Source organism: Candidatus Pseudomonas adelgestsugas (assembly GCF_004124255.1).
GTDB lineage: Bacteria > Pseudomonadota > Gammaproteobacteria > Pseudomonadales > Pseudomonadaceae > Aquipseudomonas > Aquipseudomonas adelgestsugas.
Window position 1 is genome coordinate 926,873 of sequence record NZ_CP026512.1, and the last position, 16,247, is coordinate 943,119.

Here is a 16,247-nt window from a genome sequence, read left to right on the forward strand (position 1 = left end):
AATATTTTATACCATATCTGGTGTTGTTGTATATAGCGTATCTTTTCCTGTTAGCTTAAATAAGCGAGCTAGTATTGCTATCTTGCTTACGTAAGATTTAACAGATGATGCCTTTATCATGCAATTTTTCATTATGCTAGTAGTGATTGCACTGATGGCGTGATAGGATAAGTTTAGTTAAAATTCAATAAACACCACACAAGCCTGGTGCTCAGTGTGGCCATAGCCTAAACAGCAACAAAGTTGCAATTTTATAAGTAGCTTGATGTATTAAGTACCTGCACAACAGGTTTAAGCGAGCACTGATGCATTAGTAGGCTTTAGTTTAAACGCATAGAACAATACCATCAACAGCACTAAAAAAACTGGACCCACATATAGCGCCACACGGGTATCCGGAAAATACGCCATCAGACCTAATACTAGTATCAGGAATGCCAGCGCCATATACGAGCTAATTGGATAAAGCCACATGCGGTACTTGAGGCAATCTACCTCGACTGCGTTCAGGCTTTTACGGAATTTAAGCTGAGATAACAGAATCATAAGCCAGGTCCAGATTGCGCTAAAGGTGGCAATGGAGGTGACCCACAAAAAAACCTTTTCTGGAACCATATAGTTAAGCAATACGCCTAGCAACAGCATAAATATCGAGAGTAGTAATGCCTTACGTGGTACACCATTACTCGATGTGGTTCCAAAAGTAGCTGGAGCTTGGCCGTTCTGTGCTAGACTATAGAGCATACGCCCAGTACTAAATATTCCACCGCTGCAAGATGACAGTGCCGCAGTGATCACTACAAAGTTAATAATACCCGCAGCAGTCTTGATACCTAGACGCTCAAAAGTCATTACAAATGGGCTACTTTGTGTACTAATTTCATTCCATGGGTAGATCGATAGAATCACAAACAACGCGCCTACATAAAAGAGTAGGATACGCCAAAACACAGAACCGATAGCATTTGGGATAATTCTCTGTGGGTTCTTCGCTTCACCGGCAGTTAGGCCAATCATCTCTACACCCAAGTAGGCAAACATCACCATCTGCAAAGACATTAATACGCCCGTAACGCCGTTAGGCATGAAGCCGCCGTGGACCCACAGGTTGGTAATTCCGAGAGCTACTCCGTTATTACCAAAACCAAATGCAATGATACTGATACCACCAATCATCATAGCGATAATTGTAAAGATTTTGATCAGTGCAAACCAGAACTCAAATTCCCCGAAGGTTTTTACTGCAATTAGGTTGATTGTGCTCATACTAGCCAAGGCTGCCATAGCCCAGATCCAACGCGGCACATTTTGGAACCAGATGCCCATATATACAGCGATAGCAGTGATTTCTGCCATACAGGTCACTAGCCATAGAAACCAGTAATTCCAACCAACAAGAAAACCTGCCAATGGGCCCAAGTAATCCTGGGCATATCGGCTGAACGAACCAGCAACTGGATTGTATACTGCCATTTCACCGAGTGCGCGCATAATCACTAAAATCGCCAGGCCACCAACAATACAGGAAAGCATAATCGATGGCCCAGCTAGCGCAATCGCTTTGGCTGAGCCAAAGAACAAGCCTGCGCCAATACATGCGCCAAGGGCCATTAGACGAATATGTCGTTCACTAAGTTCGCGCTTAAGAAGGCTACCTTGAGCAGTTTCACCATGAAGCAGTGGGTTGCCGGCTAACATAGGAGTACGACCTCATTTTGTTATTGGATTATCTGTAGAGTCAACAGGGTATGAGACAATGAGCTTATACTCTTGCTGAAACCTGACCTGCCTAATAGCAGCCTTACTTGCCTAGCAAGATCAGCATGGCGTGCAGTATAAAAAGCTTGAGGCAAATTTTCACTATGCAAAATAGATATTTTAGTGGAAGCGAATGACTGAACATCATGGAACAAAAGCATTTAACCTACATTAAGCTATAAAACTTAGTCGCCAGCAATATATACTTGCTATAAGCTGACTTGCCCACTATAAATACTGCCACTGATATAAAAAAATACATAGTTCATTTACAACACTTAGCACTTAGCTAGTTACTAAACTTCAAGTAAGTCAGCTTAATCTGCACACAGGATTAATCAACTATGGCTTCCATTGCAATAAACTGAATAAATTCAAACTTTAAAATTACAAAGACAGCTTGGCAGCGCCTGAGCCTATAAACAACTTACGCTAAATTACATGCAGCGTTTGTTCTGATTAATTACACTGAGTTAAGCCAGTAGTTCTGAGGCATACCACGCAGCTAAAGAGATATAAACTTTTTTACCTGCAAAGCCTTACCTATAAACCTTTTTAATAAATTGTAGCCTATCTATAGCAATACCATTGTTTATGCATGTACAGGATTATTCTTCCCGCATAGCTAGTTATAGCGTTATTGATAGCTTCCTGTTGTGTCTGTTAAAGCGTAGTCATGCTATTTAGTCCTAAGCGTAATTTTTTTGCTAACGTATAGATTACATTAAGTGTAACCTATTTGTGCTCTATGCTAAAAAAATCTATTTTGGCTTAATGATAACCAACAAACATATATTGTTTTTTGTACCAACTAACTAGCTTACTAATAGTAATTACACTCAAACCCTTTTACGATCCTGCCTTTAGTGATTTAAAAATCTTTTTTAATCAAAACTTGCGACTAATCCAAACTAGGCTAATTACGTCGCCAAATACACAAGCATTGTCAGGGTAGTTTAGTCACAAATCGTGTAGATTTGCGCACCTGCTAATACGTTGTAGACGCACCAAAACTTCACTCTGCTCGAATTAACATCAGATAGCCTGTGTGTCCGCATGAAAACCAGCAACAATTGTTATCTAGGCACAAAGTACTAATAGCTATTAAAATCGTTTATGCAGCAGCATGACTTCCATATAGATAACACTATTTATGTGGAAGTGTTTAGGATGACGTTAGCTAAAGCTAGCTGCTTAACACAACATGCAATTTAACGTTATCAAGCGACTTACTACATAGCTTCGCTACTTACTTAAATCAAGCTGTTGCAACAAACTCACCATATATTACTCGGCACCAATAAAGTCAATAAAAATTTCTAAAGGCTTTAAGTTACTGGTATACTTTAGTGGTTGATGAAGAAACATAACGCCAAACGTAACCTTAGCTCCCATATTAGCTAAGCTTTGTTGTATAAATTTTATTTAGTATGGTGCTATTTCAATATCAACATAGCAAACACTGCAACCATACCGTATTTAACCTGTATGCCTCATGATGGGGCACCCCCATCAGCGATTAGCAAGCACCACCACTAGAACATTGATCTTAATAACGTTGCTGACTTCGAAAATACTAAACACAAAGCATCTTGTAATACTCGCTTAACTTTACTCAGGCAAAAACCTACCGGATAAGATTTAAGTCATACAGATCCACGGCTAGCAATTTTACATTTTACACGTCAGTAGCATGCGTGATGAGATTAAAATAATAGATCCATTTTGCTTGGATACATTCATATCCTGCCTGCAAAGTTAGTAGAAGTACTCAAAAGATATGAAAATAATGCATCCCAAGTGAGATCTGACTTATGGCATTGTTGGGTGGGTGTGGATAGAACTCTTAATCATTCACAGAATATTAAATCTAACCACCACCGAGACTTGCGTTTAGACTTTGCTTAAAATACTATTTGTATATACCTAAAACACTCTGGATTCGATTCCTAACCAGTGGCTGGACCGCGCATAAGTTATTTGTCTATTTGGTTCTATCACTAAAAGTTACCATCGCTAAAGCGCTACTTAATAGCCTAAAAATTTAGTAAAAGTTAGCAAATCAAACAAACCAAGCCTAACCATTAGCAATAGCGCTATAGATGTGTCAATCGAAGACTATGCGTAGTAATCTGATTTGCGTTAGCTAAAGAAATAACTTTAGCTGGTTAGTGTATAATGTGACTATTAAGTAACTGGATGAGTAAAATCCAGCAACCATGATCAACAACAAAAAAATATGGAAAGCTAGCTCGACATGCTGGTGTTCTTCAACAAGCAATATTGTGATCCAGTACAGATTGTGATCAATATCCTAATCTACACTAGCATAAATAGCGGCGTGAGATCTTGCTGATCGAAGCCATACCGATTTTAAATTAAATCGCGACTTCAAGCTTAACTGATAATTTGATGAAACAATGAATGAGTTAGCCAAGATTGGCTATAGCTAGATTAGTGTAAACTGAAAATAATTTGGTTTTGATACGAAGCTTTTCAACTAGGCATTTATTCACTTGCATATGCTAGAAAGTGCTACAGAGAAAAAACAACCTAAGTGCTGTAATAACTATGGCTAGCGTATTGTTATAATTAGCAAGTAATTATCCACTGAAGAAGCATCGACATGACGGATCAGCTAACATCAACCAGACACATGGTAATAATTAACGTGAGTGGTGTGTGAAAAAGTTATTATGATGTGAAGTTAAAATTCATGAGCTAATTTTACTGAAGCAAAACCATAGTAGCCTTTAAGAGCTACCTGGATATATGAAAGAAGACATAAAGGTATACTTTATAACACATTTAGCGGATTTAGCAACAGCATTATTCTGGTTGTTGTCTATTGCCTAGACTGGCTTAATCGCTGGTCAGCTCTATCATCACAATGTTTTATTGCAGTCACAAGCTTATCTAATTTTTAGCTATATTCGCCTTTTATTTTAAATCAACAGTAACTCTGTTAATACTGTCAGCTTACTTCTACCATTTTTAATGACTAACCAATACAAGCCACTTTTACTTACGTGCCATTTACCCACCTCCCAGGTAAAGCATAAGCGTAGGTGTAATTACGCGGACATGCCAACTCTAACTTCAAACTAATGAAGATCTAATCTTCATATTGCTAAATAAACCCCAACACCACCTATTGCTAGTTCATCCAAAATTCTGCTAGCAATATCTTGTTTGCCTAACTTTAGTAACTATATTTATTATAAGTCTAGCAGACTGCCTAGTTGTGTAACTGAAGTACCTGAGAACTTATTACAGTTATTGGCTGCTGCAGGGAACTGGTTTTTTGATATTCACGTTAGGCGCAGGCACCGTAGTATTCAGCATCCTGATCTACTACGGCCTAAACAATCTGCTAATTTTAGTACTGTTTTGCACGTTAGTGAGTTGTTGCGTTTAGGGTAGAGATCGCACTCTATTTTTAGTAGTCGTTATGCAATCCAAGCATAGTCATTAGTGTGCATACCGATATCTAAAAGACTTGTTAATATCGGTGAATAATTTCACGACGCTAGTTCAGCGCTTACCATAAATACCTCAATAACTTTAACGTAATATTTTTTTGGAATTGCCGCCGGCAGGCATAATCTAAATCGAATTATTCATATTTTAATGATGACCTGCGTCAGTAGTAACACTAAACTTACCATACCATTTATTTTCTCTGGTGAACGTCCATCGTTGTCTTAACACGTTCGCTAAACGTAGTCGCCTGAGGGTATTTAATCTTTTCAGAGATACCACCAATTAAAATTATTAAAATACGTATATCTCACCAAGTTTTATATTGCGTTTAAACATGATAATGACTATATCTAACTTAAACTACCTAGAAGTTTGGCATCATATACTTTATAAGGCCTACTAGGCTTGAAAAAATACTATAAAGACATGTTAGCATGTTAGATTAAAAATCTATTATCATAATCTTAATATATTAATTTGTCCTTCTTGATTGCTTTGTTATACTTAATTTATCTATCGCTTAACTATACTTGACCGGTACATCTATCGCTATGCAGGCTGCATGTTCTGCAAGCGCAACTTGATAGTAAAATACGGATGATTACTTATTGTGCCATATCTAAATCTTACAAAGTAAACGCATTATGAATGTATATAGTTTTCACAACAACAATTATCACATGTGACGCATGTTCGGTATAAATGCTAAGCAGCATGAGAGGCGTAACCATTACCTAGCTAGCTATTTTTCTACTAACTCCAGACGGAGTAGCGCTATTTGTAAAACCTAAATATACTATCCATAAGCCTCATGTATCGTCGTTGGTTATAGAACAAAATACTTGTTTACGCAGAAAGATTATTTAATGCAAGGTGTCAATTTAGTTCTGTAAATCTTAGTGATTGAAGGCGCCAAGCAAGCTAGGTGCTATCATCAAACTACACCTATACGCATATGCGTATAGGTGTAGTTTTTCTATCTAATATAGCATTGATATTGTGGATACGGCGTGCGGTGATATCAATTACATGTTTTATGTAAAGGTGAGCAAAATAGATAGTCGATAAACAGCGTAAGATCAAACAGACAAGTATCGTCAGGCATTAATCGTGTTTCCTTAAAACGACGGAGATTAACCTGTGATAGCAGGTTAATCGAGTTATTCAATTAAATTGAGATAAGCTTACCATCCCGTCTAGCCCTGAAAAAATCACCCAATACTGTCCTACATTCTTCAGCTAGCACCCCACCTTTAAATAGTACCCTGTGGTTGAGAAAACCCTGAGTAAAAAAACGCCCTTGGCTCTGTACAATCCCGGCCTTAGGCTCCAGCGCGCCATATACCAACCTTGTAATACGCGAATGCACGATTAGGCCTGCACACATGCTGCACGGCTCCAGGGTTGTATACAACGTACTATCTACCAAGCGATAGTTACTAATAACTGTCGCAGCGATGCGTATAGCTACTATTTCAGCATGGGCACTAGGGTCATTACTACTAATTGGGCAGTTAAAACCACGGCCTATGATTGCACCATTTTGCACTAATACCGCACCTACTGGCACTTCTCCTCGTGCGGCGCCTTGGGCAGCAAGAGCAAGAGCGTCACGCATAAAGTACTGGTCGCGACTGTGGTCAAAAATCTCTATTTGGCTCATCTGATATATGACTTTATCTCAATGGCAACTACTACCTAGCTAGTTTTAATATAGTCAATCACATAGCAATGGAAATTCTTGTCTTGAATTATCCTTCACTAAGGCTTATATAGATACGGTGATTCTTACCAAGTAAATATAGATGTTAATGAAGTAAGAGACTCTATGTTGTAATTTTGATAATTTTAACAAGATCACCTAAAAGTCATTTCAGGCACGTAAATTATATATGGGTACCAAGTCATGCTCTTCAATTATAAAATTGAAGCTTTGTACTTCTAAAAGAACTTAATTATCTAGTAGTTAAAGCAAGTTTTGTTAGTGATATCCAAAACATTATTGTTAATCTGCCATAGGCTTAGAGGACTGCTACCATACCACTGAAAATGTATCAACCAATTTTAAATTGGAGTGCAGTTTTTGGTATTGACAGATTATGGCTTATCAATCTAATCGACTGACAGAACAAGTAATCATTAAGCAAACGTCTTGTATGAAACATACATGCAAAGCATGTAGGTACGTATTAAATCGTTATGAATTGACAACTCTATATTTACCTCTAGTGTCTAGTTTAACTAGATAGTAGTATACTTGCCAGGCATAAATTAGCACTCTTTGCTAGATAGGCGTAGCTCAATGAGATTGCCTTATAGTACGTTGAGCCATGCTGTGACATCAGGAATGTTAATATTAATGTGGTGAATCTAGTTTTATCGAGTGAAGGCTGTTATCTTGGCATAAGGTTAAGCGATAGTCAGCTAGTAATCACAACTAGTTTTACCTCTGTAACTTTCCCTATACAGTAGCGATTAAAGGTGTTAACATCACCAACACAAATAAAGGCCTGACCCATAGGATTTAGTAGGGACTTGTTGACTAGTAAAGGAGCATAACTAAAAAACCTCATATACTTAATATAGATATAGGTAAAAATCTAACAAAGAATATGCGCGATATATCTCACCTGGCTATATAGCCAGAATCTTTATTGTTTTACGTTTAAAAAACACACTATGACCTAGTGTAGAATCTTCAAAATTTTTGCACATATGTTATCGCATGCCTTAAGCGGCATGCTAGAATCAACGTCTTCATCTCGACTATAGCGTTTTTAAGGCCAACAGATAACGCGTGCGCTACCAGCGCATGGCCTATATTGAGTTCGTTAATACCATTAATCATAGCTATGTCTTCGACGTTTTGGTAGTTTAGGCCATGGCCAGCGTTAACTATTAAGCCCTGGTTCAGGCCGCAGTTAACGCCGGCTATAAGGCGTTGTAGTTCATCTAATACCTTTATCGGTGCAGTAACGTTAGCGTAACGGCCAGTATGTAACTCTATGGCCGGCGCGCCTACACGGCTTGCGGCTACGATTTGACATTCGTCTGCGTCAATAAAAAGCGATACTTCACTACAAATTCGCAATAAACGCGCCACCGCTGCTTTAATCCTTGCTTCATTGTTGACCACATCAAGGCCGCCCTCAGAGGTTAGTTCTTTCCGAGTTTCCGGCACTAGGCAGATGTGCGCTGGACGGATACGCTCGGCAAATACCATCATTTCTTCGGTAACGCCCATTTCAAAATTCATACGAGTTTGTAGTACGTCTTTAAGCAGCAGTACATCACGTTCCTGGATATGACGACGATCTTCACGCAGATGTACGGTAATACCGTCGGCACCAGCTTCTTCGGCATCAAGTGCAGCCTTAATTGGATCTGGGTAACGGGTACCACGAGCTTGGCGTATAGTAGCAACGTGATCAATATTTACCCCAAGAAGAATGCGATTACTAGTAGCCACGAAACGCTCCTAAAAAAGCAAAGACATACTGTGCAGTGTACATGTGATTATTATGCCTTTCAAAAAAATTCATAATGCACTAGCGGCTGTCTTATATAAATATATTGCTAATACCTGTGGCTATTTAACTAATTTAACTTATAACTACTAGTTTAGCGATTTAGGGCAGGCCAGAATGTAGCATATATACTACGTTCAAAATGAATTTAGACTTGTAGGAATTATATGCTATATATAACGATCAGTTTCTGCTGTGTAAGTTTTTTGCTCATCTCTAAAGAAATAGCTAAACTACATTGAGTAGTAGGTACCATTCAAAAGCGCGAAGCAGCATGGCTCTAACGGCTTGGATTTATCCTGTATGCTACGCAATACCACACGTAAGCAAGTCTTAAAGTTTAAAGAAATCCATTAAGGCAACTTTATCTAATGTTAGGCGCAGCTACGCATGGCCATGCTGTATAATCTAAGAGACGCGGAGCTGGAAATAACAAGTCTTTTGCGGAGTAAAAGAGCAGCGCAAAACACAATGTAGCGTTTTTACAAATCACCGTAGCCAAGGTAACGCAGCGTATGCGCATCATTTGACCAGCCACTACTCACCTTAACCCAAAGGTTCAGCATGATTTTAGAAGTAAATAGCAACTCCATATCCTTCCGTGCTTCGGTACCGATACGCTTGATGCGCTCACCTTTGTCGCCAATGATAATTTTTTTTTGACCATCACGTTCTACAAAAATCAGCGCATGGACATGTAAGACTTTACCCTGCTGCTTAAACTCTTCAGTTTTAACGGTGATCTGGTACGGTACCTCGGCACCTATTTGGCGTATGATTTTCTCACGGATCATTTCGGCAACTAGAAATAAGCTGCTCTTGTCAGTAATCTCGTCTTCTGGGAAATAGTACTCATTTTCCGGTAGATATTTAGCGATCATGCGCTTTAAAACATCAAGATTATGGCCACTTTGGGCTGAGATTGGGATAATTTGGGCGTTTGGTAGGTGTTCTTGTAGCCAGCTTATGTGCGGTACCAACTCAGCTCTGACTTCAAGGCGATCCGTTTTGTTCAACGTGACAATCAGCTGGCCGGTAACATGCCGTACACATTCTAGAACTATTTGATCTTCGTCAGTCCACTTGTTACGGTCGATCATGAAAATCACCACGTCTACGTCTTTTAACGCTGCTAAGGCAGTTTTGTTCATATATCGGTTGATGGCTTTTTTTCTACCTCTATGTATGCCAGGCGTATCAATATAAACCGTTTGTACGTTGTCTTCGGTCTTAATGCCCAACATGTTATGGCGGGTTGTATGCGGCTTACGCGAAGTAATCGCCAGCTTCTGGCCAAGAATATGGTTCAGCAGCGTAGACTTACCTACGTTTGGGCGGCCAACGATAGCAGCATAGCCACAGCGTTTGATAGTTAGATTAGTCACAGCTATTCTTCCACACCTAGGGCAATCAGTGCTGCGGTTGCCGCTAACTGTTCGGCAATACGCCGACTCATACCTTGCCCTAGGCTTTTTTTATTCAATAAGATAATTTCACATTCTACGAAAAATGTACGGCAATGCGGCTTACCTTGGATATTCACCAATGTGTAGCATGGCAGCTCGCACCTCCGTGCCTGCAGAAATTCTTGCAGCCTAGTCTTGGGATCTTTATGAGTATCAATGAGCGTTAGACTTTCGAGTTCGAAGTGCAACCATGCGGTGACATGCTTCTTAACCGCTTCAATGCCTGCATCCAAGTAGATTGCGCCAATAATAGCTTCGATAGTATCAGCTAGAATTGATGCACGGCAACAGCCACCGTTCTTCAGTTCACCAGAACCTAGGCGTAGGTATTTGCCTAACCCAAAACTACGGGCTAGCATGGCTAGGGTTTCACCCTTTACTAGACGCGCACGCAGGCGTGACAGTTGGCCTTCATGGGCCTGAGGGAAACGCTCGAACAGTGCTTGACCGGCAATGAAGTTAAGAATAGCATCGCCGAGAAATTCTAAGCGTTCGTTATTACGTCCAGTAAAACTACGGTGCGTAAGGGCAAGAACCATCAACTCCTGATCTTTAAAGACATAGCCGAGCTGACGCTCTAAACAACTTAGCAAAACAGTCACGATTTATTTATACCTAATTAGGTGTATATCTAGCTGATGGCATACAGGTTGGTTGACGCTGATCTAATATAGCGTTCAAATTCAAATCTAGCTTATTATCGCATTAAGCCTTGTGATGAATGACTGTACCTTCCAGCTCTTTAGAAAAAAATATCAGACGCTTTGTATACGGTACCGCCAGTATTACTTGATGAGGCCAGCCCGCGAGAAGTTTGGCAGGTGGCTGAGCTTAGGTTCTGACCAACTCATCCAAATAACAAAGGCTTTACCGACAATGTTCTCGTCAGGAACCATGCCAAGTAAGTTCTTGGGAATATTAGGATCGTCCCAGTAACGACTGTCATTGGAATTATCACGATTATCGCCAGTCATAAAGTAGTGCCCAGCAGGCACTGTCCATTCAGTGTCTGATAGCAAGTAATAAATACTCATTTCTTTGCGTATTTCATGCTCTACTGCCCCTAATTTTTCTTGGTACAGCTCAGCACTACCAAGGGTACTCGGCTCGGTGCTAATCAATTTCTCTGTAACTAGCTCACCGTTGATAAATAAGCGTTTATTGCTGGTATAACGAATAACATCACCAGGTAAACCAACTACACGCTTAATATAGTTAATATTTTGGTTGCTTGGGTAGCGGAATACCATCACGTCGCCACGCTGCGGATCACCAACTGAGATAATTTTTTTGTTGATAACCGGCAGGCGGATCCCGTAGGAAAACTTATTTACCAGAATAAAGTCACCCACGTCTAGGGTAGGTATCATTGACCCAGAAGGGATCTGAAACGGTTCCACTAGAAACGAACGCAGAACCAGCACAATACACAATACAGGGAAAAATGACTTGCCGTATTCAACTAGCAAAGGCTTTTTGTTCAATCTTTTAATTACCACTGCATCTGGCTGGCTAACGCTTCCCTCATAGGACGCAATAGCCGCCCGTCGACTCGGGGTAAAAAATAATAGATCAAGTAATGCTAAAAGACCGCACACGGCAGCGGCGATGACCAGTAACAGCGGAAAATTTAGTGACATAAGATCTAGCTATCCAATTTAAGCACCGCAAGGAAGGCTGCTTGTGGAATTTCCACATTACCAACTTGCTTCATGCGTTTTTTACCGATCTTTTGCTTCTCAATCAGCTTGCGTTTACGACTTACATCACCGCCATAGCATTTAGCTAGTACGTTTTTTCTAAGAGACTTGACTGAGGTACGTGCAATGATCTGCCCGCCAATAGCAGCCTGGATCACAACATCAAACATCTGGCGTGGAATTAGTTCTTTCATTTTACAGGTTAATTGTCGACCTATAGAATGTGCGTTGTTTTTGTGCACGATCAGCGCTAATGCATCAATTTTATTGCCGTTAATTAGTAAATCTAGTTTTGCTAAATTTGCCGATTGGTATCGATTAAAACAATACTCCAGTGAAGCATAGCCACGGCTCGTGGATTTGAGACGGTCGAAAAAGTTCAAGACTACTTCGTGCATCGGTAAATCGTAGGTTACTTGAACTTGAGCACCAAGAAACAACATACTATGTTGCACGCCACGTTTTTCGATACATAGGTTAATAACGTTGCCTAGATGTTTTTGCGGTACTAAAATATTAGCCCGCACGATCGGCTCACGTATGTCATCAATAGATGATAAATCTGGAAGCTTAGATGGATTGTCCACATAAATCGTTTCACCGGTTTTCAAAGCTAGTTCAAAAATAACCATTGGTGCAGTTGTGATTAAGTTTAGATCGTATTCGCGCTCAAGGCGCTCCTGGATTATCTCCATGTGCAGCATGCCTAAGAACCCACAGCGGAAACCAAAACCTAGGGCATCGGAGCTTTCCGGAGTATACTGCAAAGATGAATCATTGAGGGTAAGTTTTTGTAGCGCTTTACGGAAATCTTCGAAGTCGCTAGAACTGACCGGGAATAGACTAGCATAAACCTGCGGTCGAATGTGTTTAAAACCAGGTAACACGTCTATATAAGGTGTAGAGCTTAAAGTCAGGGTATCACCTACTGGTGCGCCGTGAATTTCCTTTATACCAGCTATAATGAAGCCTACTTCACCGGCTTTTAAGTTAACAGTGGCGGTATGCTTTGGGTTAAATATACCGACGCTGTCTACTAGGTAGGTCTTGCCGGTAGATTTAACTAAAATCTTATCACCTTTCTTTACATAACCATGGCGCACACGCACCAGAGACACCACACCTAAGTAGTTATCAAACCATGAGTCGATTATTAATGCTTGTAGCGGATCTTCGTAATTACCAGTAGGAGCAGGAATAGTTTTTACTAGGCGCTCAAGAACTTTATCAACGCCAAAACCAGTTTTAGCGCTGCACTCAACGGCATCAGTGGCGTCAATGCCTATAATTTTTTTGATTTCTTCTTTTACCCTGACTGGATCTGCCTGGGGCAGGTCAATCTTGTTTAGCACTGGCATGACCTCAAGACCTTGCTCAATCGCAGTGTAGCAGTTAGCGACGGATTGAGCCTCAACGCCTTGCCCAGCGTCAATAACCAGTAAGGCGCCTTCACAGGCTGCTAAAGACCGGCTAACTTCATAGGTGAAATCAACGTGACCTGGAGTATCAATGCAGTTCAGCTGGTACTTGATACCATTTTTAGAAGTATAGTACAAAGTAATGCTATGGGCTTTAATAGTGATCCCACGTTCACGCTCGAGATCCATGGAATCCAGTACCTGGGCTTCCATTTCACGTTCAGCAAGGCAGCCGTACATTTGAATAAATCGATCAGCTAGCGTCGACTTGCCATGATCAATGTGGGCTATAATAGAGAAATTACGGATATGACTCAAATCACTCAAGTATTAATACTCAAAAAAGCTGCAGATAGATTATCTGCTACAAGTATCCACGTATTATATTATAATATATAGATTATACGTTATTTTTTTGTTTATAAATGCGGTGTCAATTAGCTCGGCTTAGCAGCCAGAATCCAACTAAGGTGCACATAATAGTCGGCACTAACACTGTGAGCAGCGGAGAGAAACCAAATACTAAGCTTGATTGGCCTAGCAGGTCCTGTGCAATACGAAAGGTGAAGCCTACTAGTACGCCGGTAAATACGCGTTGACCAATTGTCACGGCACGTAAAGGGCCAAAGACGAACGAAATAGCCATAAATACCAGCGTAGCGGTGACCAGCGGCTGTGATAGCTTGACCCAAAACGCCAGCCAGTAACGTCCATTGTTCAAACCCTGACCCTTAAGGTAGTGAATATATCCCCACAAACCTGAGATAGACAAGCTTTCCGGGATCATAAGTACGGTATTTAACAGTTCCGGTTGTAGAGCAATATTCCACTGTTCGGACGGTATATTGATCACTTCGGTATAAGCTTTGGTACCTTGGCCCACATTACGAAAATAAGTTGTTGTAACTTCATATAGCTCCCATCTTCTCTCATCACAATACTGCGCGCACTTAGAAAAACTAGAAGCCAGCATATGCCTTTCTTTATCGAAAGTATAACGCGTTACACCAACTAATAAATTGCCAGGCTGCACAGCATTGATGTGGATAAACTCATTACCATGTCGATGCCATAGACCGTGTTTAGCGCTCTGTGCATCCCCTGAATCCCTGGCTAGGGTTCGATTGGCTTGTGCTTTAGCTTCGGTCAGTGGCGTTACGTATTCGCCGATTAGTACGCTGAACACCATCATCAACAGTATTGGTTGCATCACTGACCAGACGATACGGCAAATAGAAACACCGGCAGTACGCATGACGATCAATTCGCTGTTACTATCTAGACCGCCCAAGCTAATGAGGCAACCGATTAGCGCCGCCATCGGCATCAAGTCGTATAGACGACGCGGTGCAGTGAGTGCAACGTAGCTTAACACATCTATAACCGTGTATGTGTCGGTTACATTGCTAATTTCATCGATAAAAGCAAATAAAGAAGCCAGACCAAGAATAATACCTAATACCGCCATAATATAGATTAATACACTGCCACCAATGTAACTATCCAGCTTAGTCACGAACCAACTCCCTTAGGTAAATAACAACTCTTTATTTTTAAACAGATAGATTCCCAGTAGAACAACTTTAGGCCGATTACTAAGAAGACCAAGTGCACCCACCACAAACCAATAGCCGGCGACAACTTGCCTTTTTCCAGGTAGCCACGAGCAGCAATCAGGGTAGTCAGGTAGACCATATATAGTAAAATTGCAGGCAATAATTTAAAGAAACGGCCCTGCCGTGGATTGACACGCGACAGCGGAACCGCCATCAAGGTTACGATAAATACAAGTAGCGGCAAGGAAATTCGCCATTGCAAGACAGCAACAGAGCGCGGTTCTGTTGTACCGAAAAGTGACGACATTGGTAGTGCATCGCAGTCGGTAACTTCTTCACTAGCTTCAGGCTTAGCAAGCAATATATTATAAGTATCGTATTTAATCGTCCGATAATTTGCCAGACCGGGGCTTCCATCGTAACGAAAGCCATTTTCTAGGATTAGGTAACGGCTGCCGTCAGGGCGTACTTCCTGGCGCCCGCTATTGGCTACTAAAATCGAAATACCATAGTCTTTATGGTTCTGGACAAAGTTTGTTTGCGATATAAATACACCACCTAAATTAGAACGGTCATCTGTCATGGTTTCGGTATAAGTCACCCGTGTGCCGTTATTAAGTGCTTGAAAGCGCCCTGGCTCAAGGGTGTGAAACTCTGTCATTGCGTTTTGCTTATTTAGCAGTAACTGGAACTGCATAGCACCATGTGGTGCAAGACTCATGCTTAACCATGCTACAACTAAAGCAACACCGGCGGCCGGCACCATAGTTATTGCCAGCAAACGTTGTTGGCTCATGCCTGTAGCCGAGAGCACGATCATTTCACTTTCAAGGTGCAACTGGCCATAGGCTAGCAAAATACTGAGAAACAATCCAAGCGGTAAGATTAACTGTAAGAAGCTCGGCAGTCGAAAGCTCATGATTAGGAATAAAGCATTCGGATCAAGAGCACCAGAGGCTACCTGGGTAAGAAATTTGATGAAGCGACCACTCATAGTGATGATTAGTAATACTGCACTAACAGCAATTAGGGTCAATAGAACTTCACGAAATAGATGACGGAAGACAATCAAACAAAACACTCCATAGTTGCGATGGCTAAGGCAGCCAAATAAGCGGCTTGTATACTGGTTCAGCCAGTACGTACGGTGCAAGTTAAAGCTTGTGCATTATTCTGTAATCTAGCTTCATTTGTCACGAAGCCATTTCATGTCAAAGACACAAAACGTGCCAGAAAGGTTGTCAGGTTTTGTCTGCGAGGTTCAAACTACGGCATTGTCAGTGAGCTTACATGACTGCATTGCTAAGCCATCTTGCTTTCAAGCCTGAATTACATGCTT

Annotated in this window: 9 protein-coding genes; all 9 read right to left on the reverse strand. The window is 40.9% G+C overall.

Annotated elements, in window-relative coordinates:
- Positions 1-291: 291 nt before the first annotated feature.
- A complete protein-coding gene (locus tag C3B55_RS02500; protein WP_129211180.1) occupies positions 292-1,698 on the reverse strand; it encodes an amino acid permease in 1,407 nt (468 codons plus the stop codon).
- Positions 1,699-6,409: 4,711 nt separating this feature from the next.
- Positions 6,410-6,904, reverse strand: a complete 495-nt coding sequence (gene tadA, locus C3B55_RS02505) for a tRNA adenosine(34) deaminase TadA (protein WP_129211181.1) — start codon at positions 6,902-6,904, stop codon at positions 6,410-6,412.
- A gap of 1,035 nt (positions 6,905-7,939) precedes the next feature.
- Positions 7,940-8,710, reverse strand: a complete 771-nt coding sequence (pdxJ, locus tag C3B55_RS02510; protein WP_129211183.1) for a pyridoxine 5'-phosphate synthase — start codon at positions 8,708-8,710, stop codon at positions 7,940-7,942.
- 540 nt (positions 8,711-9,250) lie between these two features.
- Entirely contained in the window at positions 9,251-10,153 is a 903-nt protein-coding gene (era, locus tag C3B55_RS02515) for a GTPase Era (protein WP_129211185.1), read from the reverse strand.
- Positions 10,154-10,155: 2 nt separating this feature from the next.
- Entirely contained in the window at positions 10,156-10,836 is a 681-nt protein-coding gene (gene rnc, locus C3B55_RS02520) for a ribonuclease III (RefSeq protein ID WP_129211187.1), read from the reverse strand.
- Between the two features lie 183 nt (positions 10,837-11,019).
- Positions 11,020-11,874 (reverse strand): signal peptidase I, encoded by an 855-nt coding sequence (gene lepB, locus C3B55_RS02525; protein WP_129211189.1) that lies wholly within the window; start codon positions 11,872-11,874, stop codon positions 11,020-11,022.
- A 5-nt stretch (positions 11,875-11,879) separates the two neighbouring features.
- Positions 11,880-13,679, reverse strand: coding sequence for a translation elongation factor 4 (gene lepA / locus C3B55_RS02530; protein ID WP_129211191.1), 1,800 nt, complete (start codon positions 13,677-13,679; stop codon positions 11,880-11,882).
- 106 nt (positions 13,680-13,785) lie between these two features.
- The gene (gene lptG, locus C3B55_RS02535; protein WP_129211193.1) at positions 13,786-14,868 is read right to left on the reverse strand and encodes an LPS export ABC transporter permease LptG; all 1,083 of its coding nucleotides are present in this window, start codon (positions 14,866-14,868) and stop codon (positions 13,786-13,788) included.
- The gene (lptF, locus tag C3B55_RS02540; protein WP_129211195.1) at positions 14,865-15,980 is read right to left on the reverse strand and encodes an LPS export ABC transporter permease LptF; all 1,116 of its coding nucleotides are present in this window, start codon (positions 15,978-15,980) and stop codon (positions 14,865-14,867) included. Before lptF ends, lptG begins: the two co-directional genes overlap by 4 nt.
- Positions 15,981-16,247: the final 267 nt, after the last annotated feature.

Excerpts from the sequence above, each read along its gene's own strand:
- C3B55_RS02500 (WP_129211180.1), bottom strand. The coding sequence starts at position 1,698 with ATGTTAGCCGGCAACCCACTGCTTCATGGTGAAACTGCTCAAGGTAGC.
- tadA (WP_129211181.1), bottom strand. The coding sequence starts at position 6,904 with ATGAGCCAAATAGAGATTTTTGACCACAGTCGCGACCAGTACTTTATG.
- lepB (WP_129211189.1), bottom strand. The coding sequence starts at position 11,874 with ATGTCACTAAATTTTCCGCTGTTACTGGTCATCGCCGCTGCCGTGTGC.